Annotated in this window: 31 protein-coding genes and 1 riboswitch; of the genes, 14 read left to right on the forward strand and 17 right to left on the reverse strand. The window is 59.2% G+C overall.

What is annotated here, in order from left to right; genetic code table 11:
• Positions 1 to 3 precede the first annotated feature (3 nt).
• From C5750_RS05685 to C5750_RS05695, 3 genes are read left to right on the forward strand one after another with little or no spacing between them, the layout of a single operon-like run.
• On the forward strand, positions 4 to 1,005 hold the full coding sequence (locus C5750_RS05685) for an ABC transporter substrate-binding protein (protein WP_105732816.1): 1,002 nt from the start codon (positions 4 to 6) through the stop codon (positions 1,003 to 1,005).
• A gap of 11 nt (positions 1,006 to 1,016) precedes the next feature.
• Entirely contained in the window at positions 1,017 to 1,847 is an 831-nt protein-coding gene (locus C5750_RS05690) for an ABC transporter ATP-binding protein (protein WP_105732817.1), read from the forward strand.
• Entirely contained in the window at positions 1,831 to 2,607 is a 777-nt protein-coding gene (locus C5750_RS05695) for an ABC transporter permease (RefSeq protein WP_105732818.1), read from the forward strand. The genes C5750_RS05690 and C5750_RS05695 overlap by 17 nt, the downstream gene beginning before the upstream one ends.
• 5 nt (positions 2,608 to 2,612) lie before the next feature.
• Here C5750_RS05695 and C5750_RS05700 read toward each other — a convergent pair whose 3' ends face one another.
• Positions 2,613 to 3,035, reverse strand: a complete 423-nt coding sequence (locus C5750_RS05700) for a nuclear transport factor 2 family protein (protein WP_105732819.1) — start codon at positions 3,033 to 3,035, stop codon at positions 2,613 to 2,615.
• A 191-nt stretch (positions 3,036 to 3,226) separates the two neighbouring features.
• Here C5750_RS05700 and C5750_RS05705 point away from each other — a divergent pair, with 191 nt between their 5' ends.
• The 3 genes from C5750_RS05705 to C5750_RS05715 are packed head-to-tail and all read left to right on the forward strand — an operon-like array spanning position 3,227 to position 4,719.
• The gene (locus C5750_RS05705) at positions 3,227 to 3,931 is read left to right on the forward strand and encodes a hypothetical protein (protein ID WP_425350423.1); all 705 of its coding nucleotides are present in this window, start codon (positions 3,227 to 3,229) and stop codon (positions 3,929 to 3,931) included.
• A gap of 20 nt (positions 3,932 to 3,951) precedes the next feature.
• Complete coding sequence (locus tag C5750_RS05710; RefSeq protein WP_105732821.1) at positions 3,952 to 4,425, forward strand: DUF2127 domain-containing protein; 474 nt, start codon at positions 3,952 to 3,954, stop codon at positions 4,423 to 4,425.
• 9 nt (positions 4,426 to 4,434) lie between these two features.
• Positions 4,435 to 4,719 (forward strand): hypothetical protein, encoded by a 285-nt coding sequence (locus C5750_RS05715; RefSeq protein ID WP_105732822.1) that lies wholly within the window; start codon positions 4,435 to 4,437, stop codon positions 4,717 to 4,719.
• 13 nt (positions 4,720 to 4,732) lie between these two features.
• Here the strand turns inward: C5750_RS05715 and C5750_RS05720 are convergent, their stop codons facing one another.
• From C5750_RS05720 to C5750_RS05735, 4 genes are all read right to left on the reverse strand, one after another.
• The gene (locus tag C5750_RS05720) at positions 4,733 to 5,086 is read right to left on the reverse strand and encodes a DUF1428 domain-containing protein (protein ID WP_105732823.1); all 354 of its coding nucleotides are present in this window, start codon (positions 5,084 to 5,086) and stop codon (positions 4,733 to 4,735) included.
• Between the two features lie 160 nt (positions 5,087 to 5,246).
• The gene (locus tag C5750_RS05725) at positions 5,247 to 6,176 is read right to left on the reverse strand and encodes a substrate-binding domain-containing protein (RefSeq protein ID WP_165403427.1); all 930 of its coding nucleotides are present in this window, start codon (positions 6,174 to 6,176) and stop codon (positions 5,247 to 5,249) included.
• Positions 6,177 to 6,243: 67 nt separating this feature from the next.
• Complete coding sequence (locus C5750_RS05730) at positions 6,244 to 7,569, reverse strand: ABC transporter permease (RefSeq protein WP_105732825.1); 1,326 nt, start codon at positions 7,567 to 7,569, stop codon at positions 6,244 to 6,246.
• Positions 7,566 to 9,095, reverse strand: coding sequence for a sugar ABC transporter ATP-binding protein (locus C5750_RS05735; RefSeq protein WP_425350424.1), 1,530 nt, complete (start codon positions 9,093 to 9,095; stop codon positions 7,566 to 7,568). Before C5750_RS05735 ends, C5750_RS05730 begins: the two co-directional genes overlap by 4 nt.
• 163 nt (positions 9,096 to 9,258) lie before the next feature.
• Here C5750_RS05735 and C5750_RS05740 point away from each other — a divergent pair, with 163 nt between their 5' ends.
• The gene (locus tag C5750_RS05740) at positions 9,259 to 9,963 is read left to right on the forward strand and encodes a GntR family transcriptional regulator (protein ID WP_158531248.1); all 705 of its coding nucleotides are present in this window, start codon (positions 9,259 to 9,261) and stop codon (positions 9,961 to 9,963) included.
• A gap of 17 nt (positions 9,964 to 9,980) precedes the next feature.
• Here C5750_RS05740 and C5750_RS05745 read toward each other — a convergent pair whose 3' ends face one another.
• Positions 9,981 to 10,556, reverse strand: coding sequence for a DUF1349 domain-containing protein (locus C5750_RS05745; RefSeq protein WP_105732828.1), 576 nt, complete (start codon positions 10,554 to 10,556; stop codon positions 9,981 to 9,983).
• Positions 10,557 to 10,628: 72 nt separating this feature from the next.
• Positions 10,629 to 10,868, reverse strand: coding sequence for a hypothetical protein (locus C5750_RS05750; protein ID WP_130502057.1), 240 nt, complete (start codon positions 10,866 to 10,868; stop codon positions 10,629 to 10,631).
• A 339-nt stretch (positions 10,869 to 11,207) separates the two neighbouring features.
• Between C5750_RS05750 and C5750_RS05755 the strand changes: the two genes are divergently transcribed.
• From C5750_RS05755 to C5750_RS05770, 4 genes are all read left to right on the forward strand, one after another.
• Positions 11,208 to 12,218, forward strand: a complete 1,011-nt coding sequence (locus C5750_RS05755) for an iron ABC transporter substrate-binding protein (protein ID WP_105732830.1) — start codon at positions 11,208 to 11,210, stop codon at positions 12,216 to 12,218.
• 210 nt (positions 12,219 to 12,428) lie between these two features.
• Entirely contained in the window at positions 12,429 to 13,970 is a 1,542-nt protein-coding gene (locus C5750_RS05760) for an ABC transporter permease (protein WP_425350425.1), read from the forward strand.
• Positions 13,967 to 15,049, forward strand: coding sequence for an ABC transporter ATP-binding protein (locus C5750_RS05765; protein ID WP_105732832.1), 1,083 nt, complete (start codon positions 13,967 to 13,969; stop codon positions 15,047 to 15,049). Before C5750_RS05760 ends, C5750_RS05765 begins: the two co-directional genes overlap by 4 nt.
• 67 nt (positions 15,050 to 15,116) lie before the next feature.
• A complete protein-coding gene (locus tag C5750_RS05770) occupies positions 15,117 to 15,629 on the forward strand; it encodes a DUF1993 domain-containing protein (RefSeq protein WP_105733136.1) in 513 nt (170 codons plus the stop codon).
• Between the two features lie 11 nt (positions 15,630 to 15,640).
• Here C5750_RS05770 and C5750_RS05775 read toward each other — a convergent pair whose 3' ends face one another.
• Positions 15,641 to 16,003 carry a DUF6481 family protein gene (locus C5750_RS05775; protein WP_105732833.1) on the reverse strand — a complete coding sequence of 121 codons (363 nt, stop codon included), beginning with the start codon at positions 16,001 to 16,003 and terminating at the stop codon, positions 15,641 to 15,643.
• Between the two features lie 306 nt (positions 16,004 to 16,309).
• On the opposite strand from C5750_RS05775, the gene C5750_RS05780 reads away from it, so the two are divergent.
• Positions 16,310 to 16,636, forward strand: a complete 327-nt coding sequence (locus C5750_RS05780; RefSeq protein WP_105732834.1) for a hypothetical protein — start codon at positions 16,310 to 16,312, stop codon at positions 16,634 to 16,636.
• A gap of 9 nt (positions 16,637 to 16,645) precedes the next feature.
• Here the strand turns inward: C5750_RS05780 and C5750_RS05785 are convergent, their stop codons facing one another.
• The 9 genes from C5750_RS05785 to C5750_RS05825 all read right to left on the reverse strand — a co-directional run bounded on the left by C5750_RS05785 (position 16,646) and on the right by C5750_RS05825 (position 23,844).
• Complete coding sequence (locus C5750_RS05785) at positions 16,646 to 17,584, reverse strand: bifunctional helix-turn-helix transcriptional regulator/GNAT family N-acetyltransferase (RefSeq protein ID WP_105732835.1); 939 nt, start codon at positions 17,582 to 17,584, stop codon at positions 16,646 to 16,648.
• A 124-nt stretch (positions 17,585 to 17,708) separates the two neighbouring features.
• A complete protein-coding gene (locus tag C5750_RS05790; RefSeq protein WP_105732836.1) occupies positions 17,709 to 17,915 on the reverse strand; it encodes a TOBE domain-containing protein in 207 nt (68 codons plus the stop codon).
• Positions 17,916 to 18,024: 109 nt separating this feature from the next.
• Entirely contained in the window at positions 18,025 to 18,900 is an 876-nt protein-coding gene (locus C5750_RS05795) for an aldo/keto reductase (protein ID WP_105733137.1), read from the reverse strand.
• 202 nt (positions 18,901 to 19,102) lie between these two features.
• Positions 19,103 to 20,356, reverse strand: a complete 1,254-nt coding sequence (locus C5750_RS05800; RefSeq protein ID WP_245420992.1) for a hypothetical protein — start codon at positions 20,354 to 20,356, stop codon at positions 19,103 to 19,105.
• 112 nt (positions 20,357 to 20,468) lie between these two features.
• Positions 20,469 to 20,876 (reverse strand): hypothetical protein, encoded by a 408-nt coding sequence (locus C5750_RS05805; RefSeq protein ID WP_130269319.1) that lies wholly within the window; start codon positions 20,874 to 20,876, stop codon positions 20,469 to 20,471.
• Between the two features lie 197 nt (positions 20,877 to 21,073).
• Positions 21,074 to 21,814 (reverse strand): NAD-dependent epimerase/dehydratase family protein, encoded by a 741-nt coding sequence (locus C5750_RS05810; RefSeq protein ID WP_105732838.1) that lies wholly within the window; start codon positions 21,812 to 21,814, stop codon positions 21,074 to 21,076.
• 91 nt (positions 21,815 to 21,905) lie between these two features.
• Positions 21,906 to 22,790, reverse strand: coding sequence for a copper homeostasis membrane protein CopD (gene copD / locus C5750_RS05815; protein ID WP_105732839.1), 885 nt, complete (start codon positions 22,788 to 22,790; stop codon positions 21,906 to 21,908).
• A complete protein-coding gene (copC, locus tag C5750_RS05820) occupies positions 22,790 to 23,161 on the reverse strand; it encodes a copper homeostasis periplasmic binding protein CopC (protein ID WP_105732840.1) in 372 nt (123 codons plus the stop codon). Before copC ends, copD begins: the two co-directional genes overlap by 1 nt.
• Before the next feature lie 86 nt (positions 23,162 to 23,247).
• A complete protein-coding gene (locus C5750_RS05825; RefSeq protein WP_105732841.1) occupies positions 23,248 to 23,844 on the reverse strand; it encodes a histidine phosphatase family protein in 597 nt (198 codons plus the stop codon).
• 48 nt (positions 23,845 to 23,892) lie between these two features.
• Positions 23,893 to 24,043: riboswitch (cobalamin riboswitch) on the forward strand.
• 33 nt (positions 24,044 to 24,076) lie between these two features.
• On the opposite strand from C5750_RS05825, the gene C5750_RS05830 reads away from it, so the two are divergent.
• Together C5750_RS05830 and C5750_RS05835 are read left to right on the forward strand one after the other, a co-directional pair.
• Positions 24,077 to 24,286 carry a CbtB domain-containing protein gene (locus C5750_RS05830; RefSeq protein ID WP_105732842.1) on the forward strand — a complete coding sequence of 70 codons (210 nt, stop codon included), beginning with the start codon at positions 24,077 to 24,079 and terminating at the stop codon, positions 24,284 to 24,286.
• A gap of 12 nt (positions 24,287 to 24,298) precedes the next feature.
• Positions 24,299 to 25,039 carry a CbtA family protein gene (locus C5750_RS05835; RefSeq protein ID WP_105732843.1) on the forward strand — a complete coding sequence of 247 codons (741 nt, stop codon included), beginning with the start codon at positions 24,299 to 24,301 and terminating at the stop codon, positions 25,037 to 25,039.
• Positions 25,040 to 25,081: the final 42 nt, after the last annotated feature.

A 25,081-nucleotide genomic window follows, 5' to 3' on the forward strand; every position in this document is an offset into this window, starting at 1 on the left:
ACCATGTATAAACTCATGCTCGCTCTGGCGGCGACGGTGGCATTCGCAGGATCGGCGTTGGCCGAACCTGTCCGCATCAGCGTCGGCTCGTACAATCTCAACAATCTGCCGTTTCCGGTCGCATCGGGCCTCGGCCTTTATGAAAAGGAAGGGCTTGATGTCACTGTCGAGAATTTTGCCTCGGGCGGTTCAAAGACGCTGCAGGCGCTTGTCGCCGGTTCGACCGATATAGCCGTCGGCTTCTACGATCACACGATCCAGATGCAGGCGCAAAAGAAAGACGTTGTTGGTATCGTGCTGCTGGCGCGCAATTCGGGACTGGTGCTTGCCGGCGGCAAGAACACCACATTCGATCCGGCAAAGCCCGAAACCATCAAGGGCGCCAAGATCGGCATTACCGCGCCCGGCTCCTCGTCGGACTTCTTTGTCCGCTACTATCTGCAGCGCCACAAGCTTTCAGCGGATGATGTTTCGCTGATCGGTGTCGGTTCCGGCTCGGCAGCCGTCGCCGCCCTCGAACAGGGGAAGGTTGATCTCCTGGTGAATTACGATCCGGCCGCGACCTTCATCGAAGCCAAAGGCGTCGGCAAGATCCTGATCGACGCGCGCAGCGACGATGGCGCCAAGGAGATTTATGGCGGCATCTATCCGACCTCGGTTCTCTATGCCACGCAGTCCTACATCGACAAGAATCCGCAGACGATCCAGAAGGTCGTCAATGCAACGGTCAAGGCTCTGGAATGGATGAACAAAAGCGCTCCGGAAGACATCGTCCAAAAGCTTCCCGAAGCCTTCATTTCCGGGGACAAGGAAACCTACATAAAGGCCGTGGCAAACGCCAAGCCCATCTTCTCCATCGACGGCCGCTTCAACGAGGCCGAAGTCGAAACGCCGCTCGCAGTCCTGAAAAGCTTCAATGACAAGGTAGCGGCAACGGAGATCGACCTGAAGAAGACCTACACCAATAATTTCGTCGACAAAGCGCCGCACGAAGGCACGAACTGAGGGAGAGGACCATGGCCTTGGCAATGGTAAAACCGGTTGCGGCGGCAACCGTTGAACAACCGCGAAAAGCGATGGTGTCCATCGATTCCGTGACAATGTCATTCGGCACGTTCGTTGCGGTGGAAAACGTCGACCTGACAGTGGCCGATGGCGAGTTTCTTGCCATTGTCGGCCCCACCGGATGCGGTAAAAGCACGATATTGAACGCCATTGCCGGACTGCTCAAGCCGTCCGGCGGGCGCGTCTCGATTGACGGCAATCCGGTATCGGGCATCCAGAACGATATTGGCTACCTGTTCCAGCAGGATGCCCTGCTGCCCTGGAAAACCGCCATCGAGAATGTCGAGCTTGGGCTGCTGTTCAAGGGCGTTGCGACGGCGGAACGGCGCGAGCGGTCGATGATGTGGCTGGCCAAAGTGGGCCTGAAGGGCTTTGAGCAGCGATATCCGCACCAGTTGTCCGGCGGCCAGCGCAAGCGGGTGCAGATGGCGCAGGCGCTGATCACCGGCCCGAAAGTCATTCTGATGGACGAGCCGTTCTCGGCGCTCGATATCCACACCCGGCATCTGATGCAGAACGAGCTTCTGCGTCTGTGGCAGGAGGAGCGCCGCGCCGTGGTGATGATCACCCATGACCTGGAGGAAGCGATAGCGCTCGGCGACCGGGTGGCGGTGCTTGCCGCCGGGCCGCGCAGCCGGGTTATCGACAGCTTCGATGTGGACCTTGCAAGACCGCGCGACGTCGCTGAAATCAAACTGGATCCGCGTTTCATGGATCTGTACCGCAATATCTGGGCGTCGCTGCGCGGCGAAGTGGAGAAGAGCTATGAACGTCGCGACTGAACGACTGATCCAACTGGGCCTGCTTGTGGCCATCCTCGGCGGCTGGCAGCTTGGCGTGTCGACCGGCGTCATCGACGTTTTCTTCTTTCCGGCGCCCGTCGACATTTTCAACCAGATCGTCAACTGGGTCATCGATCCCAATTTTTATCGCCACGTCACGATCACGCTGACGGAAACCGTGCTCGGCTATGTCATCGGCACGGGACTGGGCGTTGCCGCCGGCGTCTGGCTCGGTCTCAGCCGCAGTGCCGCGCGCATTCTCGACCCGTTCATCAAGGGCCTCAATGCCATTCCGCGCGTGGTGCTTGCGCCGATCTTCGTGCTGTGGCTCGGGCTCGGCCTGTGGTCGAAGGTGGCGCTTGCCGTCACACTCGTGTTCTTCATCACGTTCTTCAATGCCATGCAGGGCGTGCGCGAAGTCAATCCGGTGGTTCTGGCCAATGCCCGTATTCTCGGTGCAAAGCGTTCAGAACTCCTGCGCCATGTCTATTTCCCTGCCGCAGCCAGCTGGATTCTGTCCTCCCTGCGCACTTCGGTCGGCTTCGCGGTTGTTGGCGCCATCATCGGTGAATATCTTGGCGCGTCGGCAGGCCTCGGCTATCTGATCGCGCAGGCGGAAGGCAATTTCGATGCCGTCGGCGTTTTTGCCGGCATCATCATCCTCGCCGTCTTTGTTCTCGTCATCGACCGCGTGCTCGACGTGGTGGAGAACCGGCTGATCAAATGGCGGCCGAACGCGGCGGAAGAGAAGACGGCCTGACCCGCTCAGGCTGTTTGGTGACCGCCTTCCACGCGGTCTGCCGCGGTGCTTTCCGTGACATCCCGGGAGGCATCGCGGTCTTGAACCGTGACGCGCAGAATTTTCCCGGCTTCATCGAACAGAATAACTTCCTCGCCGGAACGCCGGGACACTTCACCCGTCCCGTTATGCGTTGCGACAAGACGCCAAACCGACTTCGCTGAACGGGGCGACAGTTGCTCGATCAGATCGTCTTCGGCAACCTGGTCGGGATAGACGGCAAAATAGGCCTTGAATGCCTCCAGGATAGCCTGCCGCCCGGCAATCTCGCCAATACCGCTCGATGCATAGACGGCATCGATGGCGAAAAGGGCGGCAATTGCCTCGAAGTCTAGGGCATTGATGGCAGCATGGTAGAGGCAGGTTGTTTCGACGGGACTGAACGGCACGAGGGTCTTACTCCGGTTTGGGCCTGTGGACAGTGCACTATCCCGGACATTTGTTCCAGATCGCCTGTGCCCGGAAATCGTTGGTGTTTGACAGTTGCCGCCGCTTCAAGGACATAATTGTTCGCGCATTGTTTCGGCGCAGCGGTCTTTCAGCGACGGGGTGAAAACAAGTGCAGACAGCTCACACGGATATCCGTCAGAAGCATATGGCGGTGCGGACCCATGCATTGGACTTCTGGATGGCGCGCGCCGCCGTCCTCGTCGTCGCCGGACTGCAGTTCCTGCTGGTGAATGATTTTTCGTGGGGACCGCGCTGGCTCGCGCCGGTTATCGAGCTTCTGCTGCTGGCGCCGCTTTCCATGGCAACCGCATGGGTGCAGACGCGGGCAAGCCGAGCAACGACGGAAGAGCATTTTCACCTGGTCGGGCGTTCGCGGCGCCTGATCCGCCGCGCTGCACTTGGCCTGACAATCCTGATCACGTTCATGAACTTTGTCGCGCTGTACTTTCTTGTACGAGCCCTGCTCGGCGGTCACGCCGGGTCGGCGCAGACACTGTTGATCGATGCGGTCAACATATGGGTAACGAATGTCATCGCCTTCACCCTTTGGTACTGGAGCATTGACCGTGGCGGACCGGCCAGCCGCGGTCTGACATCAAAGACCTATGGCGATTTCCAGTTCCCGCAAATGGTCATTCAGGATGAACGGCTCAAGGATTGGTCACCGGGCTTCATCGATTACCTCTTTCTGTCGTTCACCAATGCGACGGCTTTCTCGCCGACCGACACGATGCCCCTGTCGCCACGGGCAAAACTGCTGATGATGGCGGAAGCGTCGCTTTCCCTGCTGACCATCGCCCTTGTCGCGGCGCGCGCCGTCAATATCCTGGCGTAGCGGCGGAACCGGAAACCTTGATGGACGAGAAGCGCATTCACCGGATTTTCGAGATCAGCATCCTGTTGAAAGGTGCCCATGCGCTCATCGAGTGTATCGGCGGTCTGATCCTGGTTTTTGTCAACACGGCCTCCATCCGATTGATGGTGAATACGTTCACACAGACGAGACTCCTGGACGATCCCGATGATTATATCGCGACGCACCTTGCACGGCTTGCCGGCGACTTCTCCGTCAGCAGCCAGCATTTCTATGCGTTTTATCTGTTGAGCCACGGGCTCATCAAAGCCCTTCTGGTCATCGCGTTGCTGCGCAACAAGCTTTGGGCCTATCCGCTTTCCCTGGTGGTTCTGGGACTGTTCATCGCCTACCAGCTGTACCGGTATTCCTACACGCAGAGCGCAGCCCTCATCGTGCTGACGGTTTTCGACCTGTTTGTCATGCTGCTCATCTGGCACGAATACCGGCTGGTTCAAAAGCACGCTTCGCGATAGGTTGCGCCGATGCCGCTAAAAATCCCTCTCATCGCCGGATCGATCCTTTGCCTTCTCATCTTTCCGCTCGCATTGCTTTTTGCGGGCATGTCGGTGATGGCGTCGGATGGCGGAATCACGGCTGAGGCGCGGATGATTTTCTACGTCATGTGCGGCTGGCCGGTCAGCGCCCTTGCCGGACCGATTGGCGCAGCATTGACCCACCGCCGCCTCGGCGCGTGGGCCCTTTTGTGGTTCGTTCCGTGCCTGGCCTATGCGGCCGTTATCCTCGGGCTCACCCTATTCGCCCGCTGACGTCACAGGGTGGTCAAAGCTCCATGAAGGACTCGAACCCGCCATAGATCATACGCTTGCCATCAAACGGCATCTCCCATTTATCATTCGCAAGCCGGGGGTCCTCCATAGCCTTCCTGTTGGTTTCGTCCCGCTGCTGTCGCGACGCATGAACAATCCACGAAAAGACGACGATTTCATCGTCCTTCGCCTGCACGGCACGCGGAAACGACGTCAGTTCGCCGTAGGGAACGTCATCACCAAGGCATTCCACATAGGCCAGAGCGCCATGTTCCTTCCAGACATCACCCGCAGCGCGCGCCATCGCCTTATAGGCATCGATCTTGTCCTTCGGCACGGCCAGTACAAATCCATCGACATAAGACATTGTCATCTCCTCATTCGTTTCAACTGTTCTAGGACGATTGAACGGGATGGTTTGCGACATTGTTCCCGTATTTTTATCAGCTCCCGATGATTTCCGGGCTGACAATGGAATAACCGCCTTTTCGCAAGGCGGTCATTCGCTGCTTTTGCTGAAAAACCGGTCAAAGACCGTTCTTTTTGAGAATCTCCGGTGCATTCGCCTTGGTGATGGTTTCGGTGCCAAGGACGATTTTCTTCTCCACCTTTTCACCCGCAAGGACTTTCAGCGCCTGGCGCAATCCTTCGGCTCCGGGTGTCGGGTAGAGGAACGTTGCGGCGAGTTCCCCCTTGTTGACCCACTGGACGCCTTCATTCGGCAGTCCGTCGACGCCAAGGAACAGGATGTCCTTTTCGCGCCCCGCATCCTTGGCGGCGAGATAGGCGCCATAGGCCATCGGATCATTGTGGCCGTAGACCAGCTTGATGTCCTCATGGTTGCGCAGGGCGGTTGCCATGATGTTATAGGCCTGATCCTGCTTCCAGTCGCCGGACTGCTTGTCCAAGAGATAGGTGATGCCCTTCTCCGCATCGGTGTATTTGTGGAAACCGTTGCTGCGGTCATGGCTTGCCTGCGTGCCGAGGCCACCCCAGATTTCGACCACTGTGCCTTTGGCCTTGCCCTTGCCGCCGAGCAATTCCACGGCGTGCTGTCCCGCCGCTTCACCGATCACCACATTGTCGCCGCCAATCCACTGGGTGAACTTGTCGGTATCGACGTTGCGGTCAAGCACGATCACCGGAATGCCGGCATCCATGGCTTTTTCCACCACGCCGGTCAGGCCAGCCGATTCCTTGGGTGAAATCAGGATTGCGTCCACTTCCTGCCGGATGAAATTTTCAACATCGGCCACCTGCTTTTCCGTCTTGTCCTGGCCGTCCGCGACAAGCAGCTCAACATTCGGATGGTTTTTGGCTTCGGCGACCAGATCCTTGTTGAACTGGACGCGCCAGGGTTCGACGGTCGTAGTCTGGCTGAAGCCGATGACATATTTATCCTTGGCCCATGCGCCCGGCATGTGCAGCGCCAGCGACGCGATGAAGGCGGTTGCCATTGCCAATCTGGCAAAATGTCTGCGTGTCAGTCTCATTCTATCCTCCCTGATAGTCCTTGTTGTCGGTTCAATCACCCTGCCCTTGCCGGTTTTCTGGCTTGCCGGGCTCGGATTTCCTGGATGGGGCGGCTGTCGCGAGCTGGGAGAGAAAAAACAGCCATCCGCTGGAGCGCCGCTCCTGCAGCAGCACCGCAACAATGATGATGATGCCCTTGAGCACCAGTTGCGTGTTGCTGTCGATATTGTTGAGCTGCAGGATATTGCTGAGAAAGCCGAAGATAAGCACGCCGACGAGCGTGCCGATCATCGAGCCGCGGCCGCCCATCAAGCTGGTGCCGCCGATCACCACGGCCGCAATCGCATCAAGCTCAAGCCCCGTGCCCGCATCGGGCTTTCCCTGCCTGTATTGCGCGACATAGAGAATACCCGCGAGCGCCGCGAGATATCCCGATATGGCATAGACGCTGATCTTTACCCGCCAGACCGGCACACCGGCGAGCCGCGCTGCTTCTTCATTGCCACCGATGGCATAAATGTACCGGCCGAACTTCGTGTATTTCAGGATCACCCAGAACAGGAGAATGATGGCGGCAAAGATCAATCCCGGAACCGGTATCAATCCGAATATCAGCGAGCGCAGGAATTCGAAATTCTCAGTCGCGTTGCTGCCGGTATAGACCGGCCAGACCGCGGTGTTCTGGCCCGCCGTCAGGCGGGCAACGCCCAGCCCCGCCACCATCATGGCAAGGGTGACGATGAAGGGCTGCAGACGGCCGCCGACGATGACCAGGCCATTGACCATGCCAAGCATGAAACCGACGGCTGGAACCACCACGAGCACCAGCAGCACCCCGGCCTTCGCATCTGCACCGGAGGCGACCCACCAGGCAATGGCGGCCGCAGCCACGATTGCAACAAGGGCGATGATGCGGTTCCGCTGCGTCTGGTCATTTTCGCACTCGCCGACGGACCGCCCGCCTATCCGGGCAAGGAACAGCCCCGCTCCCAGCACGACAAGGAATGCCAGCATGAAAATGGCGGGAATACCGATGGTATAGGCCGCTGACCAGCCCTCATTGGTCAGGAGCATGGCGCAGACGACGGAACCCAGCGCAAGCACGGACCCGACCGAAAGGTCAATTCCGGCAATGAGGATCACCAGCGTCATGCCGACAGCTGTAATGCCCGTGACCGAAATCTGCCGGAAAACATCGGACAGGTTGCCGTAGGACAGGAAAATATTGTGCCCCTTGGACGATACCGGCGATGAGAAAATGCCGACCAGAAACAGCAGTACCAATCCCCAGTAGAGCTTGGTTGCATTCAAGAGGCTCCTGATCCGGCCGAGACTGCCTTGGGATGACCGCATGGTCTGCTCGCTCGTTCGTGTCATGCCGCATCCTTTGTCAGAACCGTGCCGAGGGGTGTCGCCAGTTCCATCACCCGTTCTTCGGAGAATGCCGGGCTCTCAAGAATGCCGGCTGCCCTGCCCTCACACATCACGAGGATGCGGCTGGAGAGCGCAAGAAGTTCCGGCAATTCGGAACTCACCATGATCACCGCCACGCCGGACAAAGCGAGCTTTTTCAGAAGCTCGTAGATCTCATCCTTAGCGCCGACATCGATCCCCCGCGTCGGTTCGTCCAGCAGGACAACGCTTGGCCGGGTTTCCAGCCATTTGCCCAGCACGATCTTTTGCTGATTGCCCCCGCTCAGCTCATCGACCCTCTGATCCGGGCCATCGCAGCGCACGTGCATCGCTTTGATGATCCGGCCTGCCACGGGGTCCTCGCGCCGGCGGCTGATCCAGCCGAACGGCGCAAGCCAGGGCAAGGACGGCAGAACGGCATTGGCCCGGATGTCCGCGTCCATGAGAAGGCCCGTTCCCTTGCGGTCCTCGGTCAGGAAGGCGATGCCTTTTGCCACCGACCGGCGCGGCGTCAGGGACGCGGCGGCAAGGCTGGCGCTGTTGCGGGTGATCGTACCGGAGCGTTCTCCGGTCGCCGCGCCGAAAATCAGTTCAAGCACTTCGGTGCGCCCGGAACCCAAAAGCCCGCCAATTCCCAGAATTTCGCCGGCATGGAGATCAAAACTCACATCGTCGACAACATTGTGCATGCTGCCGCGCGAATTCGGGCGGCGCAGGCCGAGATGGCGCGCTTCAAGCACAACCGGCCTGCCCGATCCATCCGCCTTGGGTTCCGGCGCAGCCAGATCGCGGCCCACCATCATGCGGATGAGATCGCGCTCGCTCACATCCTGCGCCCGGCGCGTGGCGATGAAGCTGCCATCGCGCAACACGGTGATCTTGTCGGCCAGCGAGAATATTTCATTCATCCGGTGGGAAATATAGATGATGGCAACGCCGTTGCGGGCCAATTCCCGCACAAAGCTTGCCAGTCTCTGGGCTTCGGCCTCCGACAATGCCGAGGTCGGCTCATCGAGAACCAGCACGTCGGCCTTCAGGGACAATGCCCGGGCAATCTCGACAAGCTGCTGCTCGCCAACGCGCAAATTCTCCACATCGGCACGCGGATCGATATCGATGCCGAAGCGGTCGAGCAGTTCGGCACTCTTCGTTTCGATGCGCCTGCGGTCGATGAACAGGCCGCCAATCAACGGCTCGCGCCCGAGAAAAATATTCTCGCAGACGCTGAGGCTTGGAATGAGGTTGAGTTCCTGGTGGATGATGGCAATGCCGTTATGCTCGGCTTCCCGCGGCGAGCCGAAGTCAACCGCGCGGCCCCGGACAAGCATGTCACCGCCGCTGCGGCGATGGACGCCGCTGAGGATTTTCACCAGCGTCGACTTGCCCGCACCATTCTCCCCCATGATGGCATGAATCTCGCCCGGATAGATGTCGAGATCGATGCTTCGAAGAGCAACAATATGAGCGAATGACTTGCTGATGCCGCGCATCGAGACGATCGGCAGCTGACTATCCAAAATGTTCCTCCCAAAACATTCTTTCAAGTTAATATGTAACATGTTAGATGTTATTGGGCAGGAGTCAAATGCTTCATTCGGAGAAATCGAATTCAGCCTCCCGCCAGCAACAGGGCCTATCGGGGGAACGTTGAACGTGCAATTGGGGTCAGGCGGCAAGAGTTTCAGGGAACAGAAAGTCGTCGCGGTCACGCGCAAGGACCAGGTCTATTCCATCCTGCGGCAGGCCATCATTTCATCGCAGCTGGCGCCCGGCGAAGCCATTCGCAAGGAACTGGTGGCGCTGCAGCTCGGCGTATCGCGCACGCCGGTCAGCGATGCCATCAACCGCCTCGCCGACGAAGGCCTGGTCGAGATTTATCCGCAAACCGGCACCTTCGTTGCCCGGCTGCGTCTCGACAAGATCGAGACAGCCCAATTCGTGCGCATTGCCCTGGAAACGGCAGCCATCCGGCGGGCGGCGGAGCGCAGCTCGGCTGAGATCGTGCAGCGCCTGCGCGATAATCTGGACCGGCAGCGCAAGGCGGCGGACTCCAGGGACTTTGAGGGGTTTTACGCGCTCGACGAGGAATTGCACGATATGATCTGCGATGCGGCAGGTCTGGCCGGATTGCGCGAGATTGCCGCCAAGGAACGCAGCCAGATCGACCGCGTGCGGCGGCTGCTCCTGCATTACGAAACGCGCATGGTCGAAACGCTGAAAGAGCACCAGACTATCGTCGATGCCATTGCCGGCAGCAGCGTCGAGCGCGCCGCGGCGGCGATGGAAGAGCATATTTCCAAGATGGGCAAAATGCTGCTGCAACTGCAGAGCAAACGGCCGGAGCTGTTTGCCGAATAGCCCCCTCGCCGCCCAGTCTAATCCGCATGCAGGTCGCGCGGGATTGCCGGACCGATCTCCAGATCCCGGAATTCGGCTGTAAAGCCAGCCCGCTGCGGCGAACAGGCCATGATACCGGCCGATGCATCGTCTTTGGGAAACGGCGCGAGCCGCGCCAGCTGCCACGGCGCGTCATTGATGGCATACTGGACCCGCACGGCATCATCGTGGCGGGTCAGCCGGATGTGCACGGCATCGTCGACACGGGCGCTGTGCAGCGGAATGACGGACCAATCAGAAATCCGGTTGGTGACGACGACGCTGAAATGCATGAGGCCGTCAGTATATTCGATGCCGGTCTTGATCCAGTTCCGGGCATCGATCCGCAGCATCAGACCGGCCTGGTCATAGAGTTCCCGGTAGTCGCCGCGCACGGTCACGCGGGCGCTGAAATCGCCGCTGACCGGCATCAGATAGGCATGGCCATTGTCGCGCGCGAAACCATAGAAGGTGTGCTGCCAGAAATCGGTATTCTCAGCCGTCACAAGCGAGAGCAGACGCGCATCGCCGTGATGGGATGGCGGCGCATTGAGCCAGTTGAACCCGTCAGTCATCACTCTCTCCACACACGAATCCGGCCTGAAACGGCAGATGCGGTGTAGCAGATTGCGGCTGGCGCTGAAATCTCACGAATGCAAGGTTTCCGGGCGTTCGCCTGCCGGCGTGAGGCGGAACGGCTTCTGAAAATGTCCTCTCTCCGCCAAGACGTTCAATTCGCGATTTGCCGCCATGACGGCCAGCTCGTCCACGTCGCGCACACCGCTTTCATAGATCGCAATGACAATCCGGGCGAGCTGGTTGCAGCGAGCGTGAGTTTTCGGGCAGCGATCGAGCATTTTTGAAGCCCGGTCATGGGCCTGCTGCATGATGTCCCAGTCCGTCGTGGAGTGAATGCGTTGGTCCCTGCTTGAAAAAGGCATGACACACTCCCTGAATATGACTGAAAGTTTTGCAATACCGCAGTGCCGGGCCTGCAGCGCGGCAAAATTGCGGATAAAACCAGTAGATTCCTCTTTGCGCCGGAACGCAAATCACACCCGCCAAAGCAGGCGATAACTATTTTGTGATCGGCATTTCCGCCTCTGAACGTCAACCATTTTTTGTTGACCGCGTCGCTCATGTTTTGTAAGGCTCACTTGTTCCGGGGTCCATTGCTGGCGCAACCGAAATTTGCTCTGCAAACCATACAAATCAAAGAGGTTTTCATGAAAATCAACTTTCCGACTTTTGCAAGTGCCGCGGCGCTCGCTGTTGCCCTGATCGCCGCTCCGGCGATGGCACAGAACGCCGATGGCATTGTTGTTTATAATGCCCAGCATGAAAGCCTCACCAAGGCGTGGGCCGAAGGTTTCACCAAGGAAACCGGCATCAAGGTGACGATCCGCAACGGCAAGGACATGGAGCTGGCCAACCAGATCGTGCAGGAAGGCGCTGCTTCCCCCGCCGACGCATTCCTGACGGAAAATTCCCCAGGAATGGTTCTGGTCGACAATGCCAAACTGTTCGCACCGCTCGACAAGACAGTGCTTGATCAGGTGCCGGCCAATTTCCGTCCCGAGCATGGCCGCTGGACCGGCGTTGCCGCCCGCTCCACCGTCTTTGCCTATGACAAGAACAAGCTGACGGAAGACAAGCTGCCGAAGTCGCTGCTCGACCTTGCCGATGCCAGCTGGAAGGGCCGCTGGGGCGCAGCGCCGGCCGGTGCCGATTTCCAGGCGATCGTCAGCGCGCTCCTGGAACTCAAGGGTGAGGAAACCACAGCCAAGTGGCTGAAGGGGCTCAAGGAAAATGCCACCGCCTACAAGGGCAACAGCGTTGCCATGAAGGCCGTCAATGCCGGAGAAATCGAAGGCGCGGTGATTTATCACTATTACTATTTCGGCGATAAGGCCAAAACCGGCGAAAACACCAAGAATGTGTCCCTGCATTACTTCAAGCATGAGGATCCGGGCGCATTTGTCAGCATTTCCGGCGGCGGCGTTCTCGCTTCGAGCAAGCATAAGGACGATGCCCAGGCGTTCCTCAAATGGGTCACCGGCAAGGCTGGTCAGGCTGTCTTGAAGGATGGAGATTCCTTCGAATATGCCGTTGGCAAGGACGCAGCATCCAATGCCGCCCTGGTGCCCCTGGCCGATCTGCAGGCACCGAAGGTGGAACCTTCCAAGCTGAACAGCAAGAAGGTGACAGATCTGATGACGGCAGCGGGCCTGCTGTAACCACCACGCCGGTTAGCCGGCAATGAAATAAATCTGGACACCTCCTGCACAGACATTTGATCTTGCAGGGGGTGTTGTTCGATTCCGCTTCGGGTATGAAGGCCAATCTGGCCGCCGGCGGGTACTCGTGCGTATGAAAGCAAATTTGAATTGTTGTCTACCGGATCAATAAACGGCCAACGTCCCGATGCGGCTGCTGCGCAGCTGGCTTTGGTCCCGCATCATGCCGCGCGACGCCTGCCGTTTTTGTCTGTTTTCGGGCTTGCCGGGCTTGTTGCCCTGCTCAGCCTCCTGCCGCTTGGTTTCGTCATCTGGGTTACCATCCAGACCGGCTGGGATACGGTGGTCACTTTGGTGTTTCGCGCCCGCGTCGGCGAATTGCTGGTCAACACGGTGCTGCTGGAAGTCTGGACAATCCCACTGTCGATCGTTCTGGCGGTCGGCCTTGCCTGGCTGACAGAGCGCACCGACCTGCCCGGCGCCCGCCTGTGGGCGTGGCTGGCGGTAGCACCGCTTGCCGTCCCGGCATTTGTCCACAGTTATGCCTGGATCAGCATTGCTCCCAGCCTGCATGGCCTGTTCGGCGGTGTTCTTGTGTCCGTTCTGGCTTATTTCCCATTTCTCTATCTTCCCGTTGCGGCACAGATGCGGCGCGTCGATCCGGCCATGGAAGATGTCGGCGCATCGCTCGGCCTCAGTCCTTGGCGGGTCTTCTTCCGGGTGCTGTTGCCGCAGTTGCGGTTTGCCATTTGCGGCGGCTCCCTGTTGATCGGCCTGCATCTTCTGGCGGAATACGGCCTGTTCGTCATGATCCGCTTCGATACTTTTGCAACAGCCATCGTCGACCAGTTCCAATCAACCTTCAACGGCCCTGCCGCCAATATGCTGGCCGGCGTGCTGGTGCTGTGCTGCGCGGGCCTGCTGGCGCTGGAAGCGCTGATTCGCGGCAATGAACGCTATGCGCGTGTCGGTTCAGGATCGGCCCGCCCGATCACGAAATACCGGCTGGGCTGGCTGGCCCTGCCATGCCTGCTCATTCCGGTGATCACCACCGCGCTGGCGTTGGGCGTTCCGTTCGTCACCCTTGGCCGCTGGCTGATTGCCGGCGGCACGTCAGTGTGGAAGCTGAACGAAATCGGCACCGCCTTTGGAAGCACATTGCTGCTGGCCGTTGCAGGCGCTGTTCTGGCCACCGTTGCCGCAACGCCCATGGCGTGGCTTTCGGTGCGGGCTCCCGGCCGCATGCAGCGGGCCCTCGAGGCCTGCCACTACTATGTCGGTTCGCTGCCTGGTGTCGTGGTTGCGCTGGCGCTTGTCACCATCACGGTGCGCGTCGTCCTGCCGCTCTACCAGACGGCCGCAACACTGCTGCTCGCCTATGGGCTGCTCTTCCTGCCGCGCGCCCTGGTCGGACTGCGGGCCAGCATCGCGCAGGCGCCTGTCGAACTGGAGCGGGCAGCCATGGCGCTTGGGCGCACGCCGGTGCAGGCGGTCACGCGCATTACCATGCGGCTGGCCGCGCCCGGCGCCGCCGCCAGCGTCGCATTGGTGGCGCTCGGCATCACCAACGAATTGACGGCGACCCTGATGCTTGCACCCAATGGTACGCGCACGTTGGCAACGGAATTCTGGTCGCTGACCAGTGAGATTGATTATGCGGCTGCCGCGCCCTATGCACTGATGATGGTGGTGCTGTCCCTGCCCCTCACGCTCCTGCTGCATGCCCAATCGAAACGGATTATTGGACGATGACCTTTCTCGACATTCGCGGTGTAACAAAACGATACGGTGTCACCACCGCCGTCGATGACGTCACACTGTCGGTCGCAGCGGGCAGCCGCACGGCGGTTGTCGGGCCGTCGGGATCGGGCAAGACCACCCTGCTGCGCCTCATCGGCGGGTTTGAAGCCCCCGACAGCGGCCAGGTAACACTGAATGGCGACGTATTGGCCGACGGCACGGCGATCGTTCCGGCGCATCGCCGCAGTGTCGGCTTCGTGACGCAGGATGGCTCGCTGTTCCCGCACCTGACGGTCGCCGACAATATCGGCTTTGGCCTGGACAAGCGCAGTCCCGACCGCAGCCAGCGCATCCTTGCCCTCATGGACATGGTCGAGCTTGACCCCATCATGCTGAACCGCCGGCCGCATCAGCTGTCGGGTGGACAGCAGCAGCGGGTCTCGCTTGCCCGTGCCCTCGCACGCCAGCCCAAGCTGATGCTGCTGGACGAGCCGTTTTCCGCCCTCGACACGGGTCTGCGCGAAAACATGCGCAAGGCGGTTGCGGCTGTTCTGAAAAAAGCCGGCATTACCACCATTCTGGTCACCCACGATCAGGCGGAAGCCCTGTCCTTTGCCGATCAGGTCGCGGTGATGCGGCAGGGCAAACTGGTGCAGGCCGGACCGCCGCGCTCGCTCTATCTGAACCCGTCGGACCGCACGACGGCCTCGTTCCTCGGCGACGCCATTCTCCTGCCAGCCGAAATCGGCAATGGCTGGATCGATTGCGCCTTTGGCCGCTTGGTGGCGAATACGGCCGATCGGCTCGGCAAGGCGGAAATCATGCTGCGCCCGGAACAGCTGAAACTTGTCGCCGTCACCGAAAAGGACGTCATGACCTCACCGGACGCGAGTGCCGGTTACGGCAAGGTGGTCGATATCGAATTCGGTGGCGCCGTGTGCACCGTGATGCTTGCGATCATGGGCAGCCATGGTGCGCAGGACGGCAAGCCGGCCGCGCCGGTGCAGATCAAATGTTCTGCCGTCAATCTTCCTGCAACCGGGGATCATGTGCGCATTGAAGTCCTCGGCGAGCCGCATATATTTGCCTGACGCGGTTGCCGTTCCAGATTGGGAAGCAGCAATCGCTCCAACAGAAATGCTCCCGGAAGGAACCTCCATGCCGCTTTCGATGTACCAGATTTCAGTCCCGGTCTATATCCGCGGCTTTTCGATCCTCTCGACGCTGATTGCCAAGGCCGAAGCCTATGCGCAGGAAAAGAAAATCGACCCTTCCGTGCTTGTCAGCGCGCGCCTGGCCCCCGACATGCTGCCGTTTTCGGGACAGGTTCAACGGGCGAGCGACACCTCCAAGGCGACGATTACCCGCCTGACCGATGTCAAAGCGCCAAGTTTTCCCGATGATGAAGTGAGTTTTGCCGATCTGAAGGCGCGGATCGCCAAGACCGTGGCCTTTCTGGAAGGCCTGGACACGTCAGTGCTCGATGACAGTGAGAGCCGCGAGGTTACCCTGAGTTTCGGTCCGCACAAGGCGCTTCTGGGCGGACAGGATTACATGCTGCAGTTCGCGTTGCCGAATTTCTTTTTCCACGTCACCACCGCCCATGACATCCTGCGGCACAATGGTGTTCCCATCGGCAAGCTGGATTATCTGGGCGCGTACAGCACCTAAAGGAGAAGCCGTTAGCGCTGCCTTGCCTTGCGGGCAGCGTAGCGGCGATCGCGTTCCGCCTTGCGCTCGGCCTCATCGGCGATGACGCGGGCGATCCGGTTGCTTGACTCGGCCTGCAGCGCCTTTGCGGCAGCCTCAGCTGCTTCTGACACAGCGGCGGCTTCCGCAAGCTTGCGGTCCCGTTCTTCCTGCTTTATGCGCTCGCGTTCTGCCTGCCGTGCCGCACGTGCCGCCGCAATGGCTTCCCGTTCAGCGCGTTTTGCCTGCATCTCCGGGTCAGTCGGCTTGGGTGCTTTTTCGAACTTTTTGAGAAGCAGTTGCTTGGCCTCGGCCGCCGCTTTGCGGCGATCAGCGAATTCATTGAGATGTTTCAATCCGGGGTAGTCCTTGTATGGGTTGTTTGGATCTGCCGGAGGCGCGCCCGGCATACGCCGTTTACGCGACAGCGCACCGCATCGCGCGGCGCCGCAGATAGAGTTCCTGTAGCCTACCCGGCGCGCCGTGACAATGAAAGCTCCGCCTAAAGATCAATTGAATTATCAAGATTTCCGGCTCATTGTAATATCTGGTGTCGATTGGCAAAAAAGAACGTGAAAACCTTCGGGTCACGCACCATATCTCTGGAAATGATCCGGCGTCACACTCTGGCACCTCCGGACAGACGCCCACGGGAGAGCAACATGGCTCACTTTGAATATCAATTGCATGCCTTTGATCTTGATAGCAAATTCGGTTTTGCCGACGGCAATATGTTTGGCGCGCTGCTGCGCGAGAAACTGGGCAAGCTCGCACCCAACAAGCGCGAGGTCCTGGTCGAATGCGTCAAGCGCTTCCTGCTGCCAGCCATTCCGCGCCGGGTGCAGACAATGATTGTTGCCAAGGGTCATAACCCGATCCGGCTTGTTGCCGGTGAAACCATCGACGATGTCGAAGATGTCACGGTGGGCATCCGGGAAAAAGACGTGCTGCAGATTGCCCGCGAACTTCTGCGCCGCGTCAAAGCCTAGGGTCGGGACTCATTCCGGCTGCAGATCAAGTGTCCACGTCTGGCCGACAAGGTCGTGACCGAACGAATGGTGCCGTTCTTCCTCGATGAGCTTGAAACCGGCTTCCTGATAAATGCGCCGGGCTGAATGCAGAAAGTCATTGGTCCAGAGGGTAAGCTTGTGATAGCCGACCGCCCGCGCCCGCGCGATGCAGGCGGCGACAAGCGCCGAGCCGATACCCAATCCGCGCGCTGACGGCTCCACATAAAGCATGCGCAGTTTGCCGACCTGCGGGTCATCCGTGCGCATGAGAAAGACCGACCCCGCGATTTCGCCATTCCGGTCGGCAATCCACGCCTGCTCCCGGGCCGGATCGAAGTTTGCAATGAATCCGGACAGGATGCCGGCAATCAGACCTTCAAATGTCCAGTCCAGATCGTATTCGGTGTTGTAGAGATAGGCCTGCCTGTGAATGACCAGGCCGAGATCGCCTGCTCTGGGAGCCCGCAATGTGTACGCTGGGGCCGGGCTGACCGTGCCGGATCGACTGCCCAGAATGGAGCGGATATCACGCATGGATTGCGTCAAACGGCTGACATGGGCGGTATCGAGCGGTGCAAGCACGGCATTGGCCCGTTCGATTGCACTTCGGTCCAGCGCTGCGAAGGCAGCCTGCCCCTCCGGTGTCAGCGAGAGGATGCGCAGCTTGGCGTGATCGGTGCTGACTGTGCTGGTGACAAGCTGGCGCGCTTTGAAGCGGGCCAGTATCCGGCTGATTTGCGCGGTGTCCATGTCCAGTATCCGCGAGAGATCGGCAGCCGTTTTGACGGTGTCATTATTGGCAAGTTCATAGAGAATGCGTGCTTCGGGAAGTGAAAAAGGGCTGTCGGTCAGATGTTCGTCCAGCAAGCCGATAATATGGGTGTAGAAGCGATTGAATTTTCGTATTTCAGCGACCGGTTCCGACATCGGCCCATTCCTCTGCTGTTGACTGGTCCTGAGTATTGACTCAGTCAACATTAAAAGGCAAGTGGCGCACGGCAATGTGAAGTGCCCGCGAACGGGCACCTTCCTGGCTTGCGCGCCGGGTCAATCAGTCAACGGCGACCATGACATCGGAAGCCTTGACGACAGCATAGGCGCTGTCCCCTACCTTCAGCTGCAACTCGTCGACAGCCTCGTTGGTAATCGATGCCGTGACCACCGAACCGCCGACGTCGATGCGGACATGCGCCGTGGTTGCTCCTTTGGTTACGTCGACAACTGTCCCCTTCAGCCGGTTGCGTGCACTGATCTTCATAGCGTTTCTCCTGTTGTTTGCCGTACTTTAGACGGGCGAATGCTGTTTACAAGAAGCAAAGGAAAAAGGCCCGGAAAACCGGGCCCTTTCTGTGTTCTCCCAAGGAAATCTATCGTCCGGCGAGTGCCTTGCCTTCCCGGTCCAGAGCGCTGAATTCCTCATCCGAGAGGCTGATCCTTGCGGCATCGACGTTTTCCTCAAGGTGCTTGACCTTGGATGTTCCCGGTATGGGCAGAATGACCGGGCTGCGTTTGAGCACCCATGCCAGGGCGATCTGGCCCGGCGTCGCTTTGTGATGGGCAGCGATTGTGTCCAGCAAAGAGCCTGGCTTTGCCAGATCACCGGCAGCCAGCGGGGACCAGGGTATGAAGCCAATTCCGTTCTGCGTGCAGTAATCCACGACATTCTCGCTTGTGCGATCAACGAGATTGTAGCGGTTCTGCACGGTCGCCACTTTGAAGAACTTCGAAGCGGCCTTGATCTCTTCAACGGATACCTCGCTCAGTCCGGCGTGGCGGATCACACCCGCGTCGAGCAGCGATTTCACAGCGCCGAACTGTTCGTCACGCGGTACTTTCGAGTCGATCCGGTGCAACTGCCAGAGACCGATCTGATCAACGCCAAGCTGGCGAAGGCTCTTATGCGCCTCGTCGATCAGGTATTTCGGATCGGCCTTCGGTGTCCAGCGGTCCGGTCCCTCGCGCGTGAGGCCAGCCTTCGTGGCAACGAGAATGTTGCCATAGGGATGAAGGGCTTCCTTGATCAGAAGTTCTGAAACATCCGGTCCATAGGAATTTGCCGTATCGATGAAGTTCACGCCAAGTTCCGGCAGGCGCTGCAAGGTGCGGATGGCTTCCGGCTTGTCGGTGGGCTCTCCCCAGATACCACGGCCAGTGATGCGCATGGCGCCAAAGCCAAGACGATTGATTTCGATATCGCCGCCAATTCTGAATTTACCGGATTGGGATGCAATGGATTGGGACATTGTCACAGTTCTTTCGTTTGAATTGGAATATTCGATGAAAGTCGGGAACGTCTGTTGCGCACGGAATGCGCGCAGGATCGTGAACGCACGCGGTGGTGCGTTCACGATACATATAGTCCGCAATGGCAAAAGTTTAAGGCTTGAAAACGCGCCCGGTCTCTACCATGGTCACGCGATCAATCAACACCCGAACGGCTCTATTCTAATTGAAATAGAAGGCGTAGGAGGCGAAATTCCCTTCGAAGATCGAGGTGATCTGGTTCCATTCGCCGCTGCTCATTGCCGGGCCGTCCTGAAGATACGGCACGGCAGCCGGACCGGTGACCCAGAGGACGAAATCAAACGGTCTCGGATCATCGAAAACCTTGGCAAGGTTGATGCCTTTGTCGAAGCGCCAGTGGGGAACCAGGATTTTGCCGTCAAGCGCCGCCTCAAACTGCGACAGCACTGCAAGCCACGCCTGAATGCGTTCCGGGGTCACATTGAAGGATGGCAGCACGCCGCTCTTCTGCTTCGGGCCGGGCAGCCATTCGTGGTCGTCGTCGGTTTCCTTGTCAATGAGGGCCCAGGTTTCCCGGTTGAGCGCGATGACCTTTTTCAGGTGAACGCGCACGTCGCTCCACATGGCCTTGTCGGCAACCGGCCAGCGGATGGTGTGAATGAGAGTTATGAAGTCGGCGATATCATCGGCCTGCGCCTTGTTCACCCCGAACATCGTATATTCGTCACTACCCCTGCCATTGGCTTCCGCCATGGTCGAGACAGCACGCGGGAACACCACGCTGAAACTGCTGTTCCAGCTTTCGGAAAAATCATGGGAAAGCCATGCCTTGGCGACGGCCATCAGCAGATTGTCATAGCCCTGCAGCCATTTCGCATCGGCGGTGTCAAAACCGACGATGAAAGGCAGGGGGTCGCCGTTTTCATTGGCGTCGGAAAAGGCGCGCCCGATATGGTCTTCCGGTCCAACCGTGCCATCGCCATTCCAGTCAAACCGGGCAACGGAAAGATCGACTTTCAGCTTTGCCGGCTTGTCGCCAACGGCAGCAAGCGCCTTTTCAGCGGAATCAAGATCGGCAATGAACGTGGCCAGAATGCCGCGGAACTGTTCATAGGTGATGGGTTCCGGATTGTCGTTTCTGGCGATCTGGCTGGCACCCCGTCCCAGAAACAGTTCATAGCCATCCGACTTCGAGCCAAACCCATGCTTGTAGAGCGATTGGGCCAGCTTTTCGAAGGCACGTGCACTGCGCACAAGGCCAAGGCCCAGTTGCGCATCGGCATTGTTTGTCGCTTTCGCCGCCAAAGCCAGCAATTGCTCATCCGCCTCGCCGATCCGGCCATTGGCAAGATATTTCTGGAACAGTTCGGTGGCAGCGTTATCCGCCCGCGCTGTCGCGGCAAAAGTGAAGCAGACAAAACTTGCCGCCATGATCAGGGAAATGAGTTTTTTCACGCAGATTTTCCGTTGTTGATGATATCAAACACCGGATTGATAGGCTGGCACGATGCAAAAGTCTGCAAAATACAATCGTTTGGTGTGCTTATTCACCTATAGATTGTGCCCGTCAGAATGACTGATCGTCATCTCTGGCGAAAAAGGCCGTCTTTTCTGATTCCGACCGCAGCGTGTCCTGAGCCCGGTCAAGCGCACGCATGGCGGCAAAAAGCACCTCCCGGTCGTGCTGGTGTGCTTCGAACAATGCGACAAAGGCCGGATTGGTGATTTCATGCGGCTTTGGTGCAGCCTTGGCCCGGTTCAAGCTGTCATCGGCGGCGCGCCTGGCCTTCTCCACGTGCTGTCTGGCTGCATCGACATCCGACAAGCTCTTGAAATACTGGCTCATTGTGCGCTTTGCCGCTTTCGGTGAACGTCCGGCCACGCTGGCAAGCAAAGCCTGCCTGCTCTGCTCTTCCAGAGTATTCTTGCCGGCTTGGCCGGCAGATTTGCTGTTCAGGTCGGATACGTTTTTCATGGGCCATTCTTTGATAATTGGCCACAGCATAGGACATCGCCCCGTTTGCCGAAACGAAAGCACGGTTAAAACTCCGGTTGAAACAGGCACGGGATTCCGGTTCTGCCACCTATGCTAGAACCAGATTGCGCTTTGCCCGCCTCCCAACTCTGTGGGAGGCTTTTGGCGATTCGCCTCGAACCTGTTATCGGGATGTTCTATCGGCGCTCGTTGATACGGAACGCGGCGTCCCAGCCGAGCGTATCACGGGCTTTGCCGCTGTTGGCGACGACATCGGTCTCCGTGACATTGTAGATGCCGCCCGCCCCGCGCTCGACCGCCTTGAGCGCCGCCACGGCAGCCGCGTCGACATGGACGCGCAGATCCGGATTGGCCGGCATATCGACCCCGGTTCCCGGCCCATAGAGAAAGCCGTAACGCAGCACAATGCCATCCATGCCCGGTTCACGCAAAACCGCCTGTTCCATGGTGGCAACACCGCCGACGGTGGTTGCACGGGGCTCTTCCGCATGCAGATCAAGCGGGTCCGTTTCGACGAACACACCGGCTTTGGGCGCATAGGCCCAGGCGATGCTCTGCACGATCATCCGCCCGGTACCCGCTGCCTTTGCCGCGCGTACGAGATTGGCGGTTCCTTCGCTGCGGATGCGGGCATTGCGGCCGATGAAATCCTTCATCGCCGCCGGACTGACGCCATAGGGCAGATCCGTAAGCTGATGTATGACGACATCTGGCTGCGATTCCACCACCGCCGCGGCAAGTTTCTCCGCATCAAACACATCAACAATGGCCGGTTCAACCCCGATCTGGCGCAGGGAAGCGGCCTTCTCCGCGCTTCGCGTGGTGCCTGTCACCGCATAACCGGCTTCCAGCAAAAGCGGGACAAGCCGCTTGCCAACGGCACCGCTTGCGCCGGCGAGAAAGATTTTCCTGATCATTTACGCGTCTCCTGTCATTGTCTGGCGTTGGTCCTGTACCGCCAAGACGAGGCAGCCCAACCGAATGTGACATGACCTCCGCCCTTTTGATCTAGACGGGTTCGAGCATGCCAAACCAGGCGACAAGCCCGAGCACGACAATACCCAGTGCGATCTCCGTCAGGGTTCCAAGCCGTATGGCGTGCAGGGAACGCGCCTCGCGGGTGCGCATGCGCGGAACAAAAACATAGCGGTTGATCAGAGCCAGTCCCGCCAGCGCCGCGACAAGAATGATCTTCAACGCCAGCAAGAGCTGATAGGGAGAGGTCCAATCGGCCGGCAGATGTCCAAGGACGAGCGTGGTGTTGACCACGCCGGAGGCAATCACCAGTGCAACGGCCACATGACCGGCCGACGAAAACCGCATGAGCGCCGTTTGCGCCGCCATACGCCATTCCGCCTGGCGCAACCGGTCAAGCACCACAATAACCGGCACAAGTGCTCCGATCCATGCGCCGCCTGAGAGCACGTGCAGCATATCATTGCTGCGATGGGCCAGACCGATCCAGCCCTCCTGCATTGTGGCATGGCCGGAAAATGCCAGACTGGCCAGAACCAGCCCTGACGCCACTGCAAGCGCGGCGTGCGCCCGGCGCGGCGTCAGAGCCAATGCGGGTAAAAGCAGCAGGGCAGCTGCAACCTGTAGCGCCCAGCCGCGGCCGACGCTCGTCTCGAGCAGCACGTCACGGATTGTTCCGAGATCAACAACATCGGTCCAGCCCTGCCCGATCGTTCCTGCCTGCAGCGGCAAAGCCAGAAACGTCGTCGCGACAATCAGAAAGACCGCGATCCCGCTCGCCGGGCGCAGGCGCTGCCCGATTTCCACGGCGAGGCTTTTGGGCACCAGCAGCGCAAGATAGGCAAATGTCCCCCACAGGAACATCGCGGACACATTGTGCGCGAAGCGGCAGAGAACAAGCGCCGTCTCCAACCCCATCAGGGCTTGACGGTAAATGTATAGCTGCCCTTGGTCTTGTGACCGTCGGTGGAAAGCACCGTCCAGTTGACGGTGTAGGCACCCGGGACAAGCGGGGTCGACAACGGGATGACCAGTGTTTTCTGGTCACTGATGGCCAGTTTGGCCTGACCGGTCGATATCGTCGCGTTTCCTTGACCGGTAATGGTTGCCCCTGAGAATTTCAGGTTCAGCCCTTCGGAAAATGTCAGGTCGATCTCGACGGGCGAGACCTTCACCGTCGCGTTTTCGGCTGGAACTGCCGATTTGAGATGGGCGTGGGCGAATACCTGTCCCAACAGACCGGCATTGACGACGGTTGCGACAGCGAGAATACGGAAGAGCTGTGACATGAGAACTCCTGTAAGCGGGCAGAGATTGAAAACCCGGGATGTGGATGCGACCGCGCGGCGAAAGCTATGCCTGATTTTAGCCCGGATCATGGCAGAATCCCCGCGGCACGCGTCGGCAAACAGGCGGCAGCGCGAAGCATCCACCTGACGCCGTCGCTGCTCATTTCGATACAGCTGAGCGGTTCGACATCGATGCGCCAAAACGCGGAATCCGGTGCTTGCAAGGCGCTGAGAACAGCGGCGCGGACGACGGAGGCGTGCGTCACGACGATTGTGTGGCCGCCATCGTTCAGATGGGAGCGCATCCAATCCGCAATCCTGACGAGAAAATCATGGATGGATTCGCCGCCATGCGGCGCCGATACGGGATTGTGCATCCAATCGGCCACATCGTCCGGCTGGGCATCGTGAACAGCAGTGAATGCCTGTCCGGCCCACTGCCCGTAATCAATCTCCGCCAGCGCCGCATCGACAATGGCTTCCAGTCCGAGGGCATCGGCCGTTTGCCGGGCCCGCAGTGCCGGACTGGTCAAAACACGGTGCGCGTGGCGCAAATGCCCTGCAATAGCCTGCGCGCGCTGGATTTCACCAGGTTCAAGCGCTTCGTCGGCGGGAAAAGCACCGGTCCGCACCGCAGGCGTGGCGCCATGGCAAACAAGGGTTAACCGCGTGGCTTTGGCCAAAATATCCCTCAAAAACCCTCAGGAAAAATACGGAAATGGCGCCCTGACCGTTCATTGACAGTCTGCGGCGCGCACAGATATAACCGTGCTGTTGCGAGTTTGGAAGCCGGTGAAATTCCGGAGCGGTCGCGCCACTGTAATTAATCAGTCTTTTTTCGCTGATTGAAAGCCAGACCCTGGCCGCAACATCATTAATTCCGTTAGTGAACGCGTCATTCTGGGAGAAAAGTTCATGTCCGATATCGCTCTTACGCCATCAGCCAGCGTCACCCCCATTCCTCTCGGCGAAGTCTTGCCCTGGGCTATTTTCGGCGGGCTGATCATGCTGCTCGCAATCTATTTCATTGGCGCGGAAGAAGGGGCGATGTCGCTCTTCTCGGGCATGTATGTGCACGAATTCGTTCATGACGGCCGCCATCTCCTCGGTTTTCCCTGCCACTGAGGAAACGAAACAATGACAAGAGATCTTTTGATCCGCGGCATGATCGTAGGGGTCATCGCCGGGTTGCTGGCGTTCGGCTTTGCCCGGGTGTTCGGCGAACCGCAGGTTGATCACGCCATCGCCTTTGAGGAAAAGATGAGCCAGGCGGCCGGTGCAGCGGCTGAACCGGAGCTTGTCACGCGGGCGACACAGGCCGGCATCGGCCTGTTTACCGGCATCGTTGTCTACAGCGCCGCGCTTGGCGGATTGTTTTCCCTGGTCTTTGCCTTTGTGCATGGCCGGGTCAGCTCGCTCAGCCCGCGCAGCACGGCGGCTCTGCTTGCCCTTGCAGGTTTTGTGGCAATCGTTCTCGTTCCCTGCATCAAATATCCGATGAATCCGCCTGCGGTCGGCAGTCCGGATACCATTGGGGCCAGAACGGAACTGTTCTTCGTCATGCTGGTGGTTTCGCTCGGCGCCCTTGCCGCCGCCGTTGGACTGGCAAAGCGCCTTTATGCCCAGCACGGCGCATGGAACGCGACATTGATCGCCGGTGCCGCCTATGTCGTGTTCATAGCCTTGGTTCAATACCTGCTTCCCGCCATCAACGAAGTTCCCGAACAGTTCTCACCGACGGTTCTGTGGAATTTCCGCGTCGCATCGCTGGGGATCCATGTGATCGTCTGGACCACGCTTGGTCTGCTCTTCGGCGCTTTGGCTGAACGGGTTCTGGCCGGACAACGGCCGCGCTATCGCCTGCAGGCGGCGCGCTGAGCGCAGTCGGCCATTCCTGAACGCCCCCTTGCGGGCGTTCAG

The organism is Phyllobacterium myrsinacearum, assembly GCF_002980555.1.
In the GTDB taxonomy this organism is placed as follows: domain Bacteria; phylum Pseudomonadota; class Alphaproteobacteria; order Rhizobiales; family Rhizobiaceae; genus Phyllobacterium; species Phyllobacterium myrsinacearum.

Bases quoted from the DNA above. Each gene is read 5' to 3' on its own strand.
- C5750_RS05685 (WP_105732816.1), top strand. From the start codon at position 4: ATGTATAAACTCATGCTCGCTCTGGCGGCGACGGTGGCATTCGCAGGA.
- C5750_RS05690 (WP_105732817.1), top strand. From the start codon at position 1,017: ATGGCCTTGGCAATGGTAAAACCGGTTGCGGCGGCAACCGTTGAACAA.
- C5750_RS05695 (WP_105732818.1), top strand. From the start codon at position 1,831: ATGAACGTCGCGACTGAACGACTGATCCAACTGGGCCTGCTTGTGGCC.
- C5750_RS05710 (WP_105732821.1), top strand. From the start codon at position 3,952: ATGGACGAGAAGCGCATTCACCGGATTTTCGAGATCAGCATCCTGTTG.
- C5750_RS05715 (WP_105732822.1), top strand. From the start codon at position 4,435: ATGCCGCTAAAAATCCCTCTCATCGCCGGATCGATCCTTTGCCTTCTC.
- C5750_RS05720 (WP_105732823.1), bottom strand. From the start codon at position 5,086: ATGTCTTATGTCGATGGATTTGTACTGGCCGTGCCGAAGGACAAGATC.
- C5750_RS05725 (WP_165403427.1), bottom strand. From the start codon at position 6,176: ATGGCAACCGCCTTCATCGCGTCGCTGGCGCTGCACATGCCGGGCGCA.
- C5750_RS05730 (WP_105732825.1), bottom strand. From the start codon at position 7,569: ATGACACGAACGAGCGAGCAGACCATGCGGTCATCCCAAGGCAGTCTC.
- C5750_RS05735 (WP_425350424.1), bottom strand. From the start codon at position 9,095: ATGCGCGGCATCAGCAAGTCATTCGCTCATATTGTTGCTCTTCGAAGC.
- C5750_RS05745 (WP_105732828.1), bottom strand. From the start codon at position 10,556: ATGACTGACGGGTTCAACTGGCTCAATGCGCCGCCATCCCATCACGGC.
- C5750_RS05750 (WP_130502057.1), bottom strand. From the start codon at position 10,868: ATGCAGCAGGCCCATGACCGGGCTTCAAAAATGCTCGATCGCTGCCCG.
- C5750_RS05755 (WP_105732830.1), top strand. From the start codon at position 11,208: ATGAAAATCAACTTTCCGACTTTTGCAAGTGCCGCGGCGCTCGCTGTT.
- C5750_RS05765 (WP_105732832.1), top strand. From the start codon at position 13,967: ATGACCTTTCTCGACATTCGCGGTGTAACAAAACGATACGGTGTCACC.
- C5750_RS05770 (WP_105733136.1), top strand. From the start codon at position 15,117: ATGCCGCTTTCGATGTACCAGATTTCAGTCCCGGTCTATATCCGCGGC.
- C5750_RS05780 (WP_105732834.1), top strand. From the start codon at position 16,310: ATGGCTCACTTTGAATATCAATTGCATGCCTTTGATCTTGATAGCAAA.
- C5750_RS05785 (WP_105732835.1), bottom strand. From the start codon at position 17,584: ATGTCGGAACCGGTCGCTGAAATACGAAAATTCAATCGCTTCTACACC.
- C5750_RS05790 (WP_105732836.1), bottom strand. From the start codon at position 17,915: ATGAAGATCAGTGCACGCAACCGGCTGAAGGGGACAGTTGTCGACGTA.
- C5750_RS05795 (WP_105733137.1), bottom strand. From the start codon at position 18,900: ATGTCCCAATCCATTGCATCCCAATCCGGTAAATTCAGAATTGGCGGC.
- C5750_RS05805 (WP_130269319.1), bottom strand. From the start codon at position 20,876: ATGAAAAACGTATCCGACCTGAACAGCAAATCTGCCGGCCAAGCCGGC.
- C5750_RS05810 (WP_105732838.1), bottom strand. From the start codon at position 21,814: ATGATCAGGAAAATCTTTCTCGCCGGCGCAAGCGGTGCCGTTGGCAAG.
- copD (WP_105732839.1), bottom strand. From the start codon at position 22,790: ATGGGGTTGGAGACGGCGCTTGTTCTCTGCCGCTTCGCGCACAATGTG.
- copC (WP_105732840.1), bottom strand. From the start codon at position 23,161: ATGTCACAGCTCTTCCGTATTCTCGCTGTCGCAACCGTCGTCAATGCC.
- C5750_RS05830 (WP_105732842.1), top strand. From the start codon at position 24,077: ATGTCCGATATCGCTCTTACGCCATCAGCCAGCGTCACCCCCATTCCT.
- C5750_RS05835 (WP_105732843.1), top strand. From the start codon at position 24,299: ATGACAAGAGATCTTTTGATCCGCGGCATGATCGTAGGGGTCATCGCC.